Below are 14,494 nucleotides of genomic sequence, written 5' to 3'. Positions count from 1 at the left end.
GCAAGCCTTACTCGTCGTCGCCTTCGTCGTCGCCTTCCTCACGGCTGGCTTCGGTCGGCTGGAACTTCTCTCGCAGCTCGGCTTCGAGCTTGGCTGCGACCGTCGGGTTGTCGCGCAGATAACCTCGGGCATTGTCCTTGCCCTGGCCGATGCGTTCTTCGCCGTAGCTGTACCAGGCACCGGCCTTCTCGACCAGCTTGGCGTCCACACCCATGTCGATCAGCTCGCCTTCGCGGCTGATGCCTTCGCCGTACAGGATTTCGGTAATGACCTGCTTGAACGGAGGCGCCAGCTTGTTCTTGACGACCTTGATCTTGGTCTGGTTGCCAATGATCTCGTCGCCCTTCTTGATCGCGCCGATACGACGGATGTCCAGGCGGACCGAGGCGTAGAACTTCAGCGCGTTGCCGCCGGTGGTGGTTTCCGGGCTCTGGCCCGGCATCATCACACCGATCTTCATGCGCAGCTGGTTGATGAAGACCACGAGGGTGTTGGAGCGCTTGATGTTGCCGGTCAGCTTGCGCAGCGCCTGGCTCATCAGGCGAGCCTGCAGGCCCGGCAGCTGGTCACCCATCTCACCCTCGATTTCGGCCTTCGGGGTCAGCGCGGCAACCGAGTCGACCACCAGGATGTCGACCGAACCGGAACGGACCAGCATGTCGGCGATTTCCAACGCCTGCTCACCGGTATCCGGCTGCGACAGCAGCAGGTCGTCCACGTTCACGCCCAGCTTGGCGGCGTAGATCGGGTCCAGCGCGTGCTCGGCGTCGATGAAGGCCGCGGTGCCGCCCATCTTCTGGCATTCGGCGATGGCCTGCAGGGTCAGCGTGGTCTTGCCCGAGGATTCCGGCCCGTAGATTTCAACGACACGGCCCTTCGGCAGACCGCCAATGCCCAGCGCGATGTCGAGCATCAGCGAACCGGTCGGAATGGCTTCGACGGGCTCGACCACGCGGTCGCCCATGCGCATCACCGAGCCCTTGCCGAACTGCTTTTCGATCTGGCCCAGAGCTGCAGCGAGGGCGCGCTTCTTGTTCTCGTCCATCGGATTGGTCCTTGCAGAGGTCGTGTCGTTGGGGGTGCTGTCTTTGGGGGTCTTCTTTGCCATGGGTTCACTTTAAGTCGGACGTATCGCACAGGCTGAGATTCTGCCCGGCGCTCTGAAAAGAATTATCGGACATCCGTACCAACCTCAGTGGAACCAGAGAATCGCCACAAAAGACCGCGGGGTAATGCGCTATGGAGCAGGTCAACGGTTGGGCCGCAGCAGGCCGCAATAGAGGCCTTCGATCGCGAAGTCCTGATCCGGCAGCACCTCGATCGGCTTGTAGTCGGGGTTGCGCGGCAGCAGGCGGATGCGGTCCTTGGCGATCTTCAGCAGCTTCACGGTGATCTCGTCATCGATGCGGGCCACCACGATCTGTCCGGAATGGGCGTCTCGGGTGCGGTGCACGCCGATCAGGTCACCGTCGAAGATGCCCTCGTCGATCATCGAATCGCCCTGCACCTTCAGCAGGTAATCCGGCGCTGGGGAGAAGAACACCCGGTCCAGCACTACGAAATCGTCCGAGCCGATGTCGGCGCCGATCGGCAGGCCGGCCGCGACCCGGCCCAGCACCGGCAGGCGCAGGACGCTGTCGGGCAGGCCCGGCTCGGCCAGCTTTTCGACCGGCGGCGCCTGCACCAGGCGGATGCCGCGGGCCTGGCCTGGGATGCGACGGATCGCACCGGCCTGCTCCAGAGCTTCCAGGTGATACTGGGCTGCGCGCACGCCCTTGAAGCCAAACGCACGTGCGATTTCAGTCTGCGACGGCGGGGCGCCTTCGCTCTCGATACGCTCGGCGATCAACTGCAGGATCGCCTGCTGGGTGTCGGTCAGGTCCATGGTTAGTAGTATTACTACTAACTAACAGGACTGCAAGTGCCGGGGGCGACACGGCAACATCCGTCGTGCCCAGCCACGCGAGGCAATCGTCGCCGGCTTGGCCCGGCCGGCAGAGACAAAGGCGAGAGCAAAAGCAGCCGACCAACGGTCGGCTCTAGCAATCGCGCAGCGATTCCGCGGTTCCCCGTTGGGAACAGATGCGGTAAACACACTCATGTGTGCTTGCCGCTTCTCCATATCGAAACCAGGATCCACACGCCGCAGACGCCGGCGCCGATGAAGCCGCACACGCCCAGCGCCAGCAGCCAACGGCTCGAGACGCCACCAACACTGTGCATCACGATCGACGAGCCAATGATCAATGCGGCGGTGACGATGCCCACCACCAGCCGGTTCGCGGCGCGGTTGACCTGCTCGCCGAAGCCCTCCAATGCACTGGTTTCCACCTTCAACTGCAGGCGTCCTCGGCGCGCCGCCTGGACCAGCTTGCGCAGGTCGCGGGGCAGCTCACCGGCGAAGTCGACCAGGCCCAGCAGGCTGCGCCGTCCACGCTTGAGCAGCGCCTTGGGCGCATAACGCTGCAGCACCACCCGCTCCAGGAACGGGCGCGCAGCACTGGCCATGTCGAAATCAGGGTCCAGCTGCCGACCCATCCCTTCCAGGGTCAGGAACGCCTTGATCATCAATGCCAGGTCGGCCGGCAGGGTCAGGCTGTAGCTGCGCAGCAGCTGGGTGATGTCACCCAGCATCAGGCCGATCCGCAGGTCCTTCAGCGGCACGCCGCGGTACTGATCGACGAACTGGCTGATGTCGTGCTGCAGCCGGTTCTCGTCCACTTCCACGCCACCGGCCCAGTCCAGCAGCACGTCCGCCACGCCCTGCGGGTCCTGCTCGACCAGGCCATGCAGCAGTTGTGCGACCTGGAAGCGGCGCACTTCCGACAAGGCACCGACCATGCCGAAATCGATCACACCAATGCGACCGTCACGCAGGTAGATGATGTTGCCGGGGTGCGGATCGGCGTGGAAGCTGCCGTCCTCCAGCACCATCTTCAGCACGATGTCGGCACCACGCCGTGCCAGCTCGCGCCGGTCCAGGCCCGCCGCGTCGACGCCGGCCAGGTTGCGCCCGGGAATGCCGTCGACGAAGTCCTGCACGTTCAGGCTTTCGCAGGTCCACTGCCAGTGCACGCCGGGAATCAGGATGTCGCCGCGGCCCTTGAAGTTGCGCGCGATGCGCTCGGCGTTGCGGCATTCGGCGGCGAAATCCAGCTCACGGCGCAGCGATACGGTGAACTGCTGCACGACCTCGGCCGGGCGATAGCGGCGCAGGTCCGGCAGGCGCGCCTCGACGATCTCGGCCAGCCGCGCCAGCAGCCGCAGGTCGGCCTCGACCACATCGCGGATGCCGGGCCGCCGCACCTTCAGCACCACCTCGCGGCCGTCATGCAGGCGCGCACGATGGGCCTGCGCCAGCGAGGCGGCGGCCATCGGGGTTTCATCGAGGAAGGCGAACACCTCTGCAGGCGATGCGCCCAGGTCGGCCTCCAGCTGCTCGCGGATGTCGGCATACGGCAGCGCCGGCACCGCGTTCTGCAGTTCGGACAGTTCGGCGATCCATTCCGGCGGCAGCAGGTCAACGCGCGTCGCCAGCACCTGGCCCAGCTTGACGAAGGTCGGGCCGAGATCCTGCATCGCGCTGCGCACGCGCACCGGCGCGGTCATCCGCAGCAGCTCCTGCCGCTCTTCGTTCCAGTGCAGCAGGCGCCCTGCCCGCTCCAGCGTGGTGGCCAGGCCGATGCGCCGCACCACGTCGCCGAAGCCATAGCGGATCAGGACGACGGCGATTTCCTGCAGTCGGCCCAGGTCACGGACCGTGCCCAGCGTTTCCCACATCATGCGTGCTCCGGACGATTACCGGAGCAGCATGTCACAGCTGGGCGTCGATACCGCGCAATGCCGCCGCCACGGTTTGCCGGCGGATGGCTTCGCGGTCGCCGTCGAACTGGAAGAGTTCGGCACGGGCGTAGCCGCCACGGCGCTTCCAACCGATCCAGACACTGCCGACCGGCTTGTCCGGACTGCCACCGCCGGGGCCGGCGATACCGGTCACCGCCACGGCGATGCCGGCACCGGAATTGACCAGTGCGCCAGACACCATCTCCAGCACGGTTTCGCGGCTGACCGCACCGAACTGCTCCAGGGTCTGCGCGCGCACACCGAGCAGACGCTGCTTGGCCTCGTAGCTGTAGACCACCATGCCGCAGTCGAAGAACGCCGAGGAACCGGCGATATCGGTCATGCACTTGGCGATCCAGCCGCCACTGCAGCTTTCGGCCGTGACCAGCTGCAGCGAGGCCTGTTGCAGGCGCTGCCCGAGCGCGGCGGACTGGGCGTTGAGATCGGCGTCGGTGGGGATGGACATCGGCATGACGGTGGGGTGAAGAACCTGCACGTTGTACCGCAGATGACAGGTTGATGTCGCGGGCCGCCGCGATGGCAGCGGCCGGGCCTGGCCCGGCGCTACCTCACCACTCCGGCAGTTTCTCAGGCAGCAGCGCCCGGATCGGCGCGCCTTCGGCACTGGCGGCCAGCTTCTCGGCTTCGGCGATCGGCAGGTCCACCTGCAGCAGCCAGCCCTCCTCATCGGCCTGTTCGCTGCGGATCACTTCCAGCTGGTGCAGGCGCGCACGCAGGCGGCCGGCATCCGGCGGCAGGCGCAGTTCACCGGTCACGTGCTGCAAGCCCAGGCGCCTGCCCAGCACTGCCTGCAGCAGCTCAAGGCCCTGCCCGTCACGCGCGGAAATCCAGACGCGTTCACGACGCGACTCGTCGGGCACGCCATCCTGGCCATCGTGGCGGACGTCGGCACCGTCGATGCGGTCGATCTTGTTGAACACCAGCAGCTGCGGCAGATCACCGGCACCGACCGCGGTCAGCACCTCGTCCACCTGCGCGATGCGCTCCTCGCGATGCGGATCGGCAGCATCGACCACGTGCAGCAGGAAATCGGCCTCGCGCGCCTCGGACAGGGTCGAGCGGAACGCGGCGACCAGATCATGTGGCAGATCACGGACGAAGCCGACGGTGTCGGCCAGCACCACGTTGCCGCCCGGCACCGCGATGCGGCGCACGGTCGGATCCAGCGTTGCGAACAGCTGGTCGGCGGCGTAGGCCTCAGCGCCGGTCATGGCGTTGAACAGGGTCGATTTGCCGGCATTGGTGTAGCCCACCAGGGCGACACGCGGCAGCTCGCTGCGCACGCGCGCACGGCGCATCTGGGTGCGCTGCACTTCCACCTTTTCCAGGCGCTTCTGCAGCTGCTCGACCCGCTTCTGCAGCAGGCGGCGGTCGGTTTCCAGCTGGGTTTCACCCGGGCCGCGCAGGCCGATCGAACCACCGCGCTGGCGCTCCAGGTGGGTCCAGCCGCGGACCAGCCGCGTGGCCAGGTGACGCAGCTGCGCCAGCTCGACCTGCAGCTTGCCTTCGTGGCTGTGCGCACGCTGGGCGAAGATGTCCAGGATCAGGCCGGTACGGTCGATCACCCGGCGCTCGAGGAAGCGTTCCAGGTTGCGCTCCTGGCCCGGGCTCAACGCATGGTTGACCAGGATCAGGTCGGCACCGCTGGCGTCGGCCGCGGCCTTGATCTCGTCCAGCTTGCCGCTGCCGATCAGGGTCGATGGATTCGGACGATCCAGGCGCGCGGTGATCGTCGCGGCGATGCTGGCCCCGGCCGAGCGGGCCAGATCACCGAACTCTTCAAGCACATCGTCTTCCAGCTTGCCGAAATGGGGCTGGATCAACAGGGCGTGTTCGCCCTTTTTCGAGCGGTCAAACATTCACCGCTCCGGTATTACTCGTCTGCTTCATCACCTGCCTGACCACCTTCACCCGACTGCACGTAACCACCGCCCGGACCGACCTTCACATTGCGTGCCGGAACGACCGTGGAAATGGCGTGCTTGTAGACCATCTGACTGACCGTATTGCGCAGCAGGACCACGAACTGGTCGAACGACTCGATCGTGCCCTGCAGCTTGATGCCGTTCACCAGGTACACCGAAACCGGCACGCGTTCGCGCCGCAGTGCGTTCAAGAAAGGATCCTGCAGCGATTGCCCCTTGGACATTGCACACTCCTGATTATTGTTCTTATTGGGTTGCCGACGGTTGCCACGGCCCCCGAGCCGCCCGCCGACCGATGATGTTACACGGCTGGCGGGACTTCAGCGTGCGACGAAGGTCGACACCGCGCCGGCCAGGCGCTCCTGGTCGATATGGGGGTCGAACCAGCGCGCATCAAGCTCGCCGCGCAGCCAGGTCAGCTGGCGCTTGGCCAGCTGGCGGGTGGCGAAGATCGCCTTGTCACGGAAACGGGCGGCATCGCCCTCCCCGTCCAGGTACTCCCAGGCCTGGCGATAGCCGACCGCACGCACCGCTGGCAGGTCCAACGGCGCCTCCACGGCGGCCATTTCCGGCATCGCCCTCAGCGCCCGTACCTCGTCCAGAAAACCCTGCGCCAGCATGGCGTCGAAGCGCGCCTCGATGCGCTGGTGCAGTACCGCGCGTTCACGCGGGGCCAGGATCAGCTTGAGCGTGCGCACCGGCAACGGCGCCACACCCGGCCGGCGCTGCCATTCAGTGATGGGGGTGCCAGTCAGGCGATAGACCTCCAGCGCCCGCTGGATGCGCTGCGGGTCGCTGGCATGGATGCGTGCGGCAGCGGCCGGATCGACCCTGGCCAGTTCGGCATGCAGCGCGGCCCAGCCGCGCTCGGCGGCTTCGGCTGCCAACGTCGCACGCATCCCCGGGTCGGCCTCGGGCATCGGCGACAGGCCCTGCAGCAGCGAACGGAAGTACAGGCCGGTGCCACCGGCCAGGATCGGCGTTCTGCCACGCGCCACGATGTCGGCCACGACCCGGCCGGCATCGGCAGCGAACTCCGCCGCCGAGTAGGTCTGCCAGGGATCGCGCAGGTCCAGCAGATGGTGAGGTGCCTGCGCGCGCTCGGCCGCATCGGGCTTGGCCGAACCGATATCCAGGTGGCGGTACACCAGTGCCGAATCGACGCTGACGATCTCGCCGTCCAGCTGTTGCGCCAGGGCGATCGCGGTGGCGGTCTTGCCACTGGCGGTCGGGCCCATCACGGCGATCGCCAATGGCCGCCGGTCGATGCCCATCAGTCTTCGTCCGGCCAGCGGATCGTCGGCGTGGCGTCGGCGCGCGGCGTAGGCACCGCCTCGACCGCCTGCCAGATCTTCAGCGCATCGACGGTGGGCGCCACGTCATGCACGCGCACGATGCGTGCGCCGCGCTGCACCGCGATCAGATGCGCGGCCACCGAGGCCGCTACCCGTTCGGACGGCATGTCGCGGCCAGTCAGTTCACCGAGGCTGCGCTTGCGCGACAGGCCGGCCAGCATCGGTACACCCAGTTCCACGAAGCGGTCCGAGCGCGCCAGCAGAGTCATGTTGTGGGCAGTGGTCTTGCCGAAGCCGAAACCGAGATCAATCAGCAGGTTCTTCTTCGCGATGCCGGCCATTTCTGCAGCGAACAGGCGCTGCACCAGGAAACCGTGCACCTCGGCAACCACGTCGTCGTAGTGCGGATCGGCCTGCATGTGGCCGGGCTCGCCCTGCATGTGCATCAGCACCACCGGCACGCCGGCCTCAGCAGCGGCGTCCAGCGCCCCGTCCTGGCGCAGGCCATAGATGTCATTGATCATGCCGGCACCAGCAGCCACCGCCGCACGCATCACCTCCGGCTTGAAGGTGTCGATGCTGATCGGCACCTGGGTCCGGGCCGCCAACTGCTCGATCACCGGGATCACCCGGCGCAGCTCTTCCTCGACCGATACCGGCGCGGCGCCCGGGCGGGTCGATTCGCCGCCGACATCCAGCAGATCTGCGCCCTCTTCGACCAGCTTCAGGCCATGCGCGACCGCGGCCGCGGTGGTGTCGTGCGCGCCGCCATCGGAAAACGAGTCCGGGGTGACGTTGACGATGCCCATGACACGGGCACGGTCGAGGCACAGGATGCGGCCGGCGCAATCGAGCTGGGGCGAGGTATCGAACATGGGCAATCCTGCAGGGACAACGGCGGGTAGTTTAGTTTGGCAGGGCGGCGCCCTGCACCCGCAAAGGCAACGGCCACAGCAAGAGCCCAAGCAGCAGCAGAAGCTGGTTTCCTGAGGGTAGCCGGGGAGAATCCGGTTGCGGGAGACGCCGTAAACCCATCCATGGGGGCTTGGCCACGGCATCCATGCCGCCGACACTCCCGCAACCGGACCCACCCCGCCTTCGACAGATTTCTGCGATCTGTCGGAGCACGGGGTCGGATCCCGTTGCTGCGCAACGGGCTCTGACCCCAATCTGGAATTCGATATCTGGCAGATGTGTCGACCAAGGTTGACACCTACCAACAACCGCGCGTTCCAACAGTCGCCGTTACCCACAGCCGCGTGAACCTGTCAGAGGTGGCGCGGTGTGGGTGGGCAGGACCGTTGGCGCCATGGATGGCGCTATCGAGCCCCCATGGACGGGTTTACGGCATGTCCTGCCCACCCACACCGCCCCGCCCCCCAAGGAATGCCCGCTTCTGCTGTTGCTGTTGAGGTTGCCGGCCAGCGGCCGGCACTACCGCAGGTGCAGGGCGCAGCCCTGCCGATACCCCTCAACGGCGTCGGCGCTTGCGGTCCACGTACAGGGTCTTGGCGATGCTCAGCACGATGCCGACCGCGATACCCACCACGCAGCCCAGCAGCAGGTTGTCGGCCCCCAGGCCCACACCTACGCCGACCACGGTGGCGATGACCATTTCGGCCTTGTGGGAAATCGGTTCGGGCTTCGGGGCGGACATGCGGGCTCCAGCGTCAGTTCGGTTTTTCGGAATGGGCCAGTGGCCCGGAAACGACGAAGCCGGGTTGCCCCGGCCTCGTCTGGTGTCACGTGCAGCGGGCCGTCAGTGCGACTCGGCCGGGCCTGCGATCGGTGGCAGCGGACGGGCGTCGCCGCCCTTGTCGTTGCCACCGTCCTTGTTCGACTTGTTCCAGCCGGCCGGCGGCGGCGGATCGCGGCCTTCCATGATGGCATCGATCTGCGGCGCGTCGATGGTCTCGTACTGCAGCAGCAGCTGCGACATCGCATGCAGCTTGTCGATGTTGTCGGTCAGCAGCTGCGTGGTGCGGGCGTAGGCCTTGTCGAGGATGTTGCGTACTTCCTCGTCGATGCGGCGCGCCGTGTCGTTGGACACACTCTTGTGCTGGGTGACCGAGCGGCCCAGGAACACTTCATCGTCCTCTTCGCCATAGGCGATCGGGCCGAGCTGCTCGGACAGGCCCCACTTGGTGACCATGTTGCGGGCCATCTTGGTGGCACGCTCGATATCGTTGGAGGCACCGGTGGTGACCTTGTCCTCGCCGAAGATCAGCTCTTCAGCGACGCGGCCACCGTACAGCGAGCACAGCTGCGACTGGATCGCCACGCGGTTCATCGAGTACTTGTCGCCCTCCGGCAGGTACATGGTCACGCCCAGCGCACGGCCGCGCGGAATGATGGTGACCTTGTAGACCGGGTCATGCTCAGGCACCAGGCGGCCGACGATGGCATGGCCGGCTTCGTGGTAAGCGGTCAGGGTCTTCTCGTCCTCGCTCATGGCCATCGAGCGGCGCTCGGCGCCCATCAGGATCTTGTCGCGGGCACGGTCGAAGTGGTCCATCCGGACTTCCTTCTCGTTGCCACGCGCTGCGAACAGGGCGGCCTCGTTGCAGAGGTTGGCCAGATCCGCACCGGAGAAGCCCGGGGTACCGCGCGCGATCACCATCGGCTCGACGTCGTCGGCCAACGGCAGCTTGCGCATGTGCACCTTCAGGATGTGCTCGCGGCCCTTCACGTCCGGCAGGCCGACCACGACCTGGCGATCGAAACGGCCCGGACGCAGCAGTGCCGGATCCAGCACGTCCGGACGGTTGGTCGCGGCGATCACGATCACGCCCTCGCCACCTTCAAAACCGTCCATCTCGACCAGCAACTGGTTCAGGGTCTGCTCGCGCTCGTCATGACCGCCGCCCAGACCGGCACCACGGTGGCGACCGACGGCGTCGATTTCGTCGATGAAGATGATGCAGGGGGCATGCTTCTTGGCCTGCTCGAACATGTCGCGCACACGGCTGGCGCCCACACCCACGAACATTTCCACGAAGTCCGAACCGGAGATCGAGAAGAACGGCACCTTGGCTTCGCCGGCGATGGCCTTGGCCAGCAGCGTCTTGCCGGTACCCGGCGGGCCCACCATCAGCACGCCGCGCGGAATCTTGCCGCCCAGCTTGGTGAACTTGGACGGGTCGCGCAGGAAGTCGACCAGCTCGCCCACTTCTTCCTTGGCCTCGTCGCAGCCGGCGACGTCGGCGAAGGTGACCTTGATCTGGTCTTCGCCCTGCAGCTTGGCGCGCGACTTGCCGAAGGACATCGCGCCCTTGGCACCGCCGCCACCGCCCTGCATCTGGCGCATGATGAACAACCAGAAGCCGATGATCAGGATGACCGGCAGGAAATTCATCAGGATCGCGCCCAGCGAGATGCCGCTGGACGGCTCCTCCTGCACGATTTCCACGTTCTTGGTGCGCAGCACGTTGATCAGGTCACGATCGAACGGTGCGGTGATGGTGGACGACTGCCCACCCCGGGTGGTGTAGGTCAGCTGGCTGGTGCCGCCGCGCATATCGCCGCCGAAGGCGACCTTCTGCACGTTGCCGCTGTCCACCTGGTCCAGGAATTGCGAGTACGACGCACCCTGCGCCCCAGCCCCGGAGGTCTTGGGCGAGAAGCTCTGGAAGACCACCATCAGCACGACGGCGACGACCACCCATAGCAGGAGGTTCTTGGTCAAGTCGTTCATCCTCATTGGCTCCGGTGTTCCTCTCAGTGCTGGCGTTGCGTTGGGGTCGAACTTGCGTACGTTACGAGCTTACTTCATGTGGGCGCGTTTTCCCTGACCCAAGGCATACACCTCGGGAGAGCGCTTGCGCGAGGCTTCCGGCTTGCGGATGGAGACCTTGTCGTACCGGCGGCGCATGTCGCGCACGTAGTCGTCAAAACCTTCGCCCTGGAACAGCTTGATCAGGAATGCCCCACCGGTCTTCAGGTGGTTGTCGGCAAAATCCAGGGCCAGCTCCGCCAGGTGCATCATCCGCGGCTGGTCGACCGCGCCCACACCACTCTTATTGGGGGCCATGTCCGACAGCACAAGGTCTACCGGCTGATCCCCGAGCATGGCTTCAAACTGCGATAGGACGGCTTCTTCCCTGAAGTCACCATGAAGGAACTCCACGCCGGCCAGGGGCGGCATGTCCAGGATGTCCAGGGCCAGCACGCGGCCGGTGTCGCCAATCTGTCTCCGAACCTGCTGAGACCAGCCACCCGGCGCCGCGCCGAGGTCGACCACCACCATGTGTGGCTTCAGCAACCGGTCACGTTCGAGCAGCTCCTCGAGCTTGTAGGCGGCGCGCGAGCGCATGCCTTCGGCCTGCGCCTTCTTCACGAAGGGGTCGGAGAAGTGTTCCTTGAGCCAGCGCTGGCTGCTTTTGCTGCGGGTAGCCATTGAAAATAGGGGCTGATGGGGTCCTCATGATACCCTGATCGCCCCATTCAACCGTGTTTTCCTGCATGTCCATCGCCCTGACCGCCTCCCAGACCCGTTTCCTGCGCGGCCAAGCCCACGACCTGAAGGCCCTGCTGCAGACCGGCGGCAAGGGCGTGACCCCGGCCTTCATCGCGGAGCTGAACGAAGTGCTGGAGCGCCACGAACTGGTCAAGGTGAAGGTCGCTGCCGAGGATCGCGACGCCCGTGACGTGATGATCGGCGAGATCGTCGAAGCCACCGAAAGCGCGCTGGTGCAGCGCATCGGCCACGTTGCCGTGCTGTACCGCCCGAGCAAGGAACAGCGCCAGATCGTGCTGCCGCGCGGCTGATCGCCCTGACGTCATGCAGCTGAACCACGAACCACCTGACTACGCCTACAGCCTGCGCGCCGCCGATGGCCGCTCGGCCAAGGTCAACGACCAGGTGCTGGGCAGCAGCTTTTTCCTGACCCCGGACCAGCTGGTCACGCACTGGCCGGTGGCGAGTGCCGCTGCACTGCAACTGTCGGACCTGGAGCCGATCCTGGCGCTGAATCCGGCACTGATCGTGCTCGGCACCGGTGACCGCCAGGTGTTCCCGCCGGCGGTGGTGATGGCCGCCTGCCTGTCACGCGGGATCGGCCTGGAAGTGATGAACAACCCAGCCGCCGCACGCACCTTCAACATCCTGGCCGGCGAAGGCCGCAAGGTCGCGGCCGCCTTCATCCTGGAAGGCTGAGTTCGGGTCGCCGGGCGCGTCCCGGCGCTAGCCGCCCGAAGGCGTGCAGCGGAAGGCCGAAAACTGCTGCAGCCGTCCGATCAGGCTGCCGCCCTGCCCCCAGCGGATATCCATGATCTTCCAGTCCGGGTCCTTCCGCTGCAGCAGGACCCGGTCGGTCCAACGATGGTCGCCCACCGCCATGTCGACGCGGATCCAGGTGGCGTCACCGCTCGATCCGGGCATTCCCACGGATATCGTTTCCGGTCGATCCGGCGCCAGCAGATACGGACTCTGGTCGAGCATATGCGGCTTCTCGTCGTGCGCGGCCAACGCGGCACAGGTCCGCTCGTAAGCGCTCTGCGCGTCCAAGGCTGAGCGCAGGGCATCGCCCAGCAGTGACGGAATGGCCGCTTCGTTCGAAGTCGGCGCCTGGAGCGCGTCGTAGAGACGGGTGACCACGTCACGCGGATCGCTGGCTGCTGCGGCCAGCGGCGCGACGATGAGCAGTGCGAGAGTGGAAGCAAAGCGGAACATGGGGCACCGGAGCGGATGGAACCGCTCAAGAATGCCGGGTCTTTCATTCGCCGTGAAGGTGAGCCTGCGACACACAAGATCGCAAATGACCGCATCTCTCCGGTACCCGAGTCGAGCACGGCTCGACGCTACAGGTCAGGAACGCCGGGCAATGCCCGGCGATACCAGATCCAACGTTGTCAACGCGCCGGCAGGTACTGCTGCGGGTCGACCGGCTTGCCGTTGTAGCGGGTGAGCCGACGGCGCTTGCGGGCCATGGGCCGCGCCGCCGGCGAACGCCCGGCGCGCTGCGCCGGGCCGGGGATCCGCCCAGATGGCGAATCGGCGATCAACGCGCCGGCAGGTATTGCTGCGGGTCGACCGGCTTGCCGTTGTAGCGGATCTCGAAGTGGACCATGTCGCGGTTCGCACCGGTGCGGCCCATCTCGGCGATCTGCTCGCCGGCCTTCACGCTCTGCCCTTCATTCACCAGCCGCTTGCGGTTGTGGCCATAGGCCGACAGCCACTGGTCGCTGTGCTTGATGATGATCAGCTCGCCGTAGCCGACCAGGCCGGCACCGGAATACACCACCACACCGTTGGCGGTAGCCTTGACCGCCTGGCCGCTGGTGCCGGCGATGTCCACGCCCTGCTTGGTCGCGTCGCCTGCAACGTAGCGCCCGACGATCGCGCCATCGGCCGGCCAGCGCCAGGCGATGTTGCTCTTCACCGGCCCAGTCGGCGCCGTGGTCGGCGCGGTGCTGCCGGCGCTGCTGCCACCCGAGCGCGGCGGGGTGACCACCGTGGTCGGCGCACGACCGCTGCCCGCACCCGGCGGGTACAGGCGGATCACCTGGCCGGGGTAGATGGTCGAAGGATTGTCCAGGCTGTTCCAGGCGATCAGGTCAGCCGGAGTGATGTCATGGATGCGGGCCAGCGCATAGATGGTGTCCCCCTTGCGCACCACCACGGTCTGCCCGGGCTTGGGCACCGAAGTCTTCGGCGTGGTCACACCACCGCCGGGGCTGCCACCACCAGGACGAACCACAGTGGCGGTACCGCAGGCGGCCAGGGTGGAAACCAGCAACGCCAGCGCGCCGATGCGCACTCCCTTGCTCAGACGATCAGGACTCATGCGAACTTCGACCTCCATACAAGCCAGGCGATCAGCACCACCACCAGCGCGGTGGCGATCCAGCCCAGCGGTTCAATCCAGCGACGCAATGCCGCTTCGGCACGCACACCACCGATACGGATGACCGCGGCCAGCACGAACACGCGCTTGCCGCGACCGATCAGCATGCTCAACAGGTACTGCGGCATCGGTACCCCGACGATACCCGATGCCCACGTGAAAACCTTCATTGGAATGGGCATGAAGCCGCCCAGCACCAGGAAGGTGAACACCGCCCACGGCGACTCGGCCATCTTCGCCTGCACGGTGGTGATGCCCTGCTCGATCGCCGGCAGCATGCCCAGCGCCTCGAACAGCGGCTTGATCGCCTCGAAGGCATAGTGACCCAGCGCGTAGCCGACCAGCGCGCCGACCATCGAGCCGGCCAGGCTGAGGGTGGCGAACCACCAGCCGCGCTTGGGCTGGGCCACGCACATGGGTGCCAGCATCACCTCCGGCATCACCGGGAAGATGATCGCTTCGAAGAAGCTCAATACGGTCAGGTAGGTCGGCGCGCGCTCGTGCGCCGCCCACTTCATCGCCCGCTCGTACAGCGGCCCGAAAATCTTCATGCAACCCTGCTCCG

General features: G+C 66.3%; 16 protein-coding genes. 2 read left to right on the top strand and 14 right to left on the bottom strand.

Annotated features, from left to right (window positions below; translation table 11 throughout):
* Positions 1-7: 7 nt before the first annotated feature.
* The 11 genes from recA to rlmE form a co-directional block, all read right to left on the bottom strand.
* On the bottom strand, positions 8-1,045 hold the full coding sequence (gene recA, locus B9Y82_RS05975) for a recombinase RecA (RefSeq protein WP_100471920.1): 1,038 nt from the start codon (positions 1,043-1,045) through the stop codon (positions 8-10).
* A 204-nt stretch (positions 1,046-1,249) separates the two neighbouring features.
* Positions 1,250-1,885 (bottom strand): transcriptional repressor LexA, encoded by a 636-nt coding sequence (gene lexA, locus B9Y82_RS05970; protein ID WP_005412936.1) that lies wholly within the window; start codon positions 1,883-1,885, stop codon positions 1,250-1,252.
* Between the two features lie 212 nt (positions 1,886-2,097).
* Positions 2,098-3,780 carry a 2-polyprenylphenol 6-hydroxylase gene (gene ubiB, locus B9Y82_RS05965; RefSeq protein ID WP_100475182.1) on the bottom strand — a complete coding sequence of 561 codons (1,683 nt, stop codon included), beginning with the start codon at positions 3,778-3,780 and terminating at the stop codon, positions 2,098-2,100.
* A gap of 34 nt (positions 3,781-3,814) precedes the next feature.
* Positions 3,815-4,309, bottom strand: a complete 495-nt coding sequence (locus tag B9Y82_RS05960; protein WP_005409020.1) for a CinA family protein — start codon at positions 4,307-4,309, stop codon at positions 3,815-3,817.
* Between the two features lie 103 nt (positions 4,310-4,412).
* Positions 4,413-5,723, bottom strand: a complete 1,311-nt coding sequence (hflX, locus tag B9Y82_RS05955; RefSeq protein ID WP_100471919.1) for a ribosome rescue GTPase HflX — start codon at positions 5,721-5,723, stop codon at positions 4,413-4,415.
* A gap of 14 nt (positions 5,724-5,737) precedes the next feature.
* On the bottom strand, positions 5,738-6,013 hold the full coding sequence (gene hfq, locus B9Y82_RS05950) for an RNA chaperone Hfq (protein WP_004152891.1): 276 nt from the start codon (positions 6,011-6,013) through the stop codon (positions 5,738-5,740).
* A 96-nt stretch (positions 6,014-6,109) separates the two neighbouring features.
* On the bottom strand, positions 6,110-7,063 hold the full coding sequence (miaA, locus tag B9Y82_RS05945) for a tRNA (adenosine(37)-N6)-dimethylallyltransferase MiaA (protein WP_100471918.1): 954 nt from the start codon (positions 7,061-7,063) through the stop codon (positions 6,110-6,112).
* A complete protein-coding gene (gene folP / locus B9Y82_RS05940; protein WP_100471917.1) occupies positions 7,063-7,959 on the bottom strand; it encodes a dihydropteroate synthase in 897 nt (298 codons plus the stop codon). Before folP ends, miaA begins: the two co-directional genes overlap by 1 nt.
* A 596-nt stretch (positions 7,960-8,555) precedes the next feature.
* Positions 8,556-8,741, bottom strand: coding sequence for a hypothetical protein (locus B9Y82_RS05935; protein ID WP_100471916.1), 186 nt, complete (start codon positions 8,739-8,741; stop codon positions 8,556-8,558).
* Positions 8,742-8,843: 102 nt separating this feature from the next.
* Positions 8,844-10,778: an ATP-dependent zinc metalloprotease FtsH gene (gene ftsH / locus B9Y82_RS05930; protein ID WP_162292081.1), complete on the bottom strand. Its 1,935-nt coding sequence runs from the start codon at positions 10,776-10,778 to the stop codon at positions 8,844-8,846.
* Positions 10,779-10,847: 69 nt separating this feature from the next.
* Positions 10,848-11,480 carry a 23S rRNA (uridine(2552)-2'-O)-methyltransferase RlmE gene (gene rlmE, locus B9Y82_RS05925; RefSeq protein ID WP_005409014.1) on the bottom strand — a complete coding sequence of 211 codons (633 nt, stop codon included), beginning with the start codon at positions 11,478-11,480 and terminating at the stop codon, positions 10,848-10,850.
* Positions 11,481-11,545: 65 nt separating this feature from the next.
* Between rlmE and yhbY the strand changes: the two genes are divergently transcribed.
* Together yhbY and B9Y82_RS05915 are read left to right on the top strand one after the other, a co-directional pair.
* On the top strand, positions 11,546-11,851 hold the full coding sequence (yhbY, locus tag B9Y82_RS05920; protein WP_004152868.1) for a ribosome assembly RNA-binding protein YhbY: 306 nt from the start codon (positions 11,546-11,548) through the stop codon (positions 11,849-11,851).
* Positions 11,852-11,864: 13 nt separating this feature from the next.
* Positions 11,865-12,239, top strand: coding sequence for an Mth938-like domain-containing protein (locus B9Y82_RS05915; RefSeq protein WP_100471914.1), 375 nt, complete (start codon positions 11,865-11,867; stop codon positions 12,237-12,239).
* 27 nt (positions 12,240-12,266) lie between these two features.
* Here B9Y82_RS05915 and B9Y82_RS05910 read toward each other — a convergent pair whose 3' ends face one another.
* The 3 genes from B9Y82_RS05910 to B9Y82_RS05900 all read right to left on the bottom strand — a co-directional run bounded on the left by B9Y82_RS05910 (position 12,267) and on the right by B9Y82_RS05900 (position 14,480).
* Positions 12,267-12,755 carry a hypothetical protein gene (locus B9Y82_RS05910; protein WP_100471913.1) on the bottom strand — a complete coding sequence of 163 codons (489 nt, stop codon included), beginning with the start codon at positions 12,753-12,755 and terminating at the stop codon, positions 12,267-12,269.
* 328 nt (positions 12,756-13,083) lie between these two features.
* Positions 13,084-13,869 (bottom strand): peptidoglycan DD-metalloendopeptidase family protein, encoded by a 786-nt coding sequence (locus tag B9Y82_RS05905; protein WP_100471912.1) that lies wholly within the window; start codon positions 13,867-13,869, stop codon positions 13,084-13,086.
* On the bottom strand, positions 13,866-14,480 hold the full coding sequence (locus B9Y82_RS05900; RefSeq protein WP_100471911.1) for a YqaA family protein: 615 nt from the start codon (positions 14,478-14,480) through the stop codon (positions 13,866-13,868). The genes B9Y82_RS05905 and B9Y82_RS05900 overlap by 4 nt, the downstream gene beginning before the upstream one ends.
* Positions 14,481-14,494: the final 14 nt, after the last annotated feature.

The sequence above is a fragment of the Stenotrophomonas maltophilia genome, assembly GCF_002799155.1.
In the GTDB taxonomy this organism is placed as follows: domain Bacteria; phylum Pseudomonadota; class Gammaproteobacteria; order Xanthomonadales; family Xanthomonadaceae; genus Stenotrophomonas; species Stenotrophomonas maltophilia_R.
Note: the sequence above shows the minus strand (reverse complement) of the source record. Positions and strands in the feature narration are given on the sequence as shown.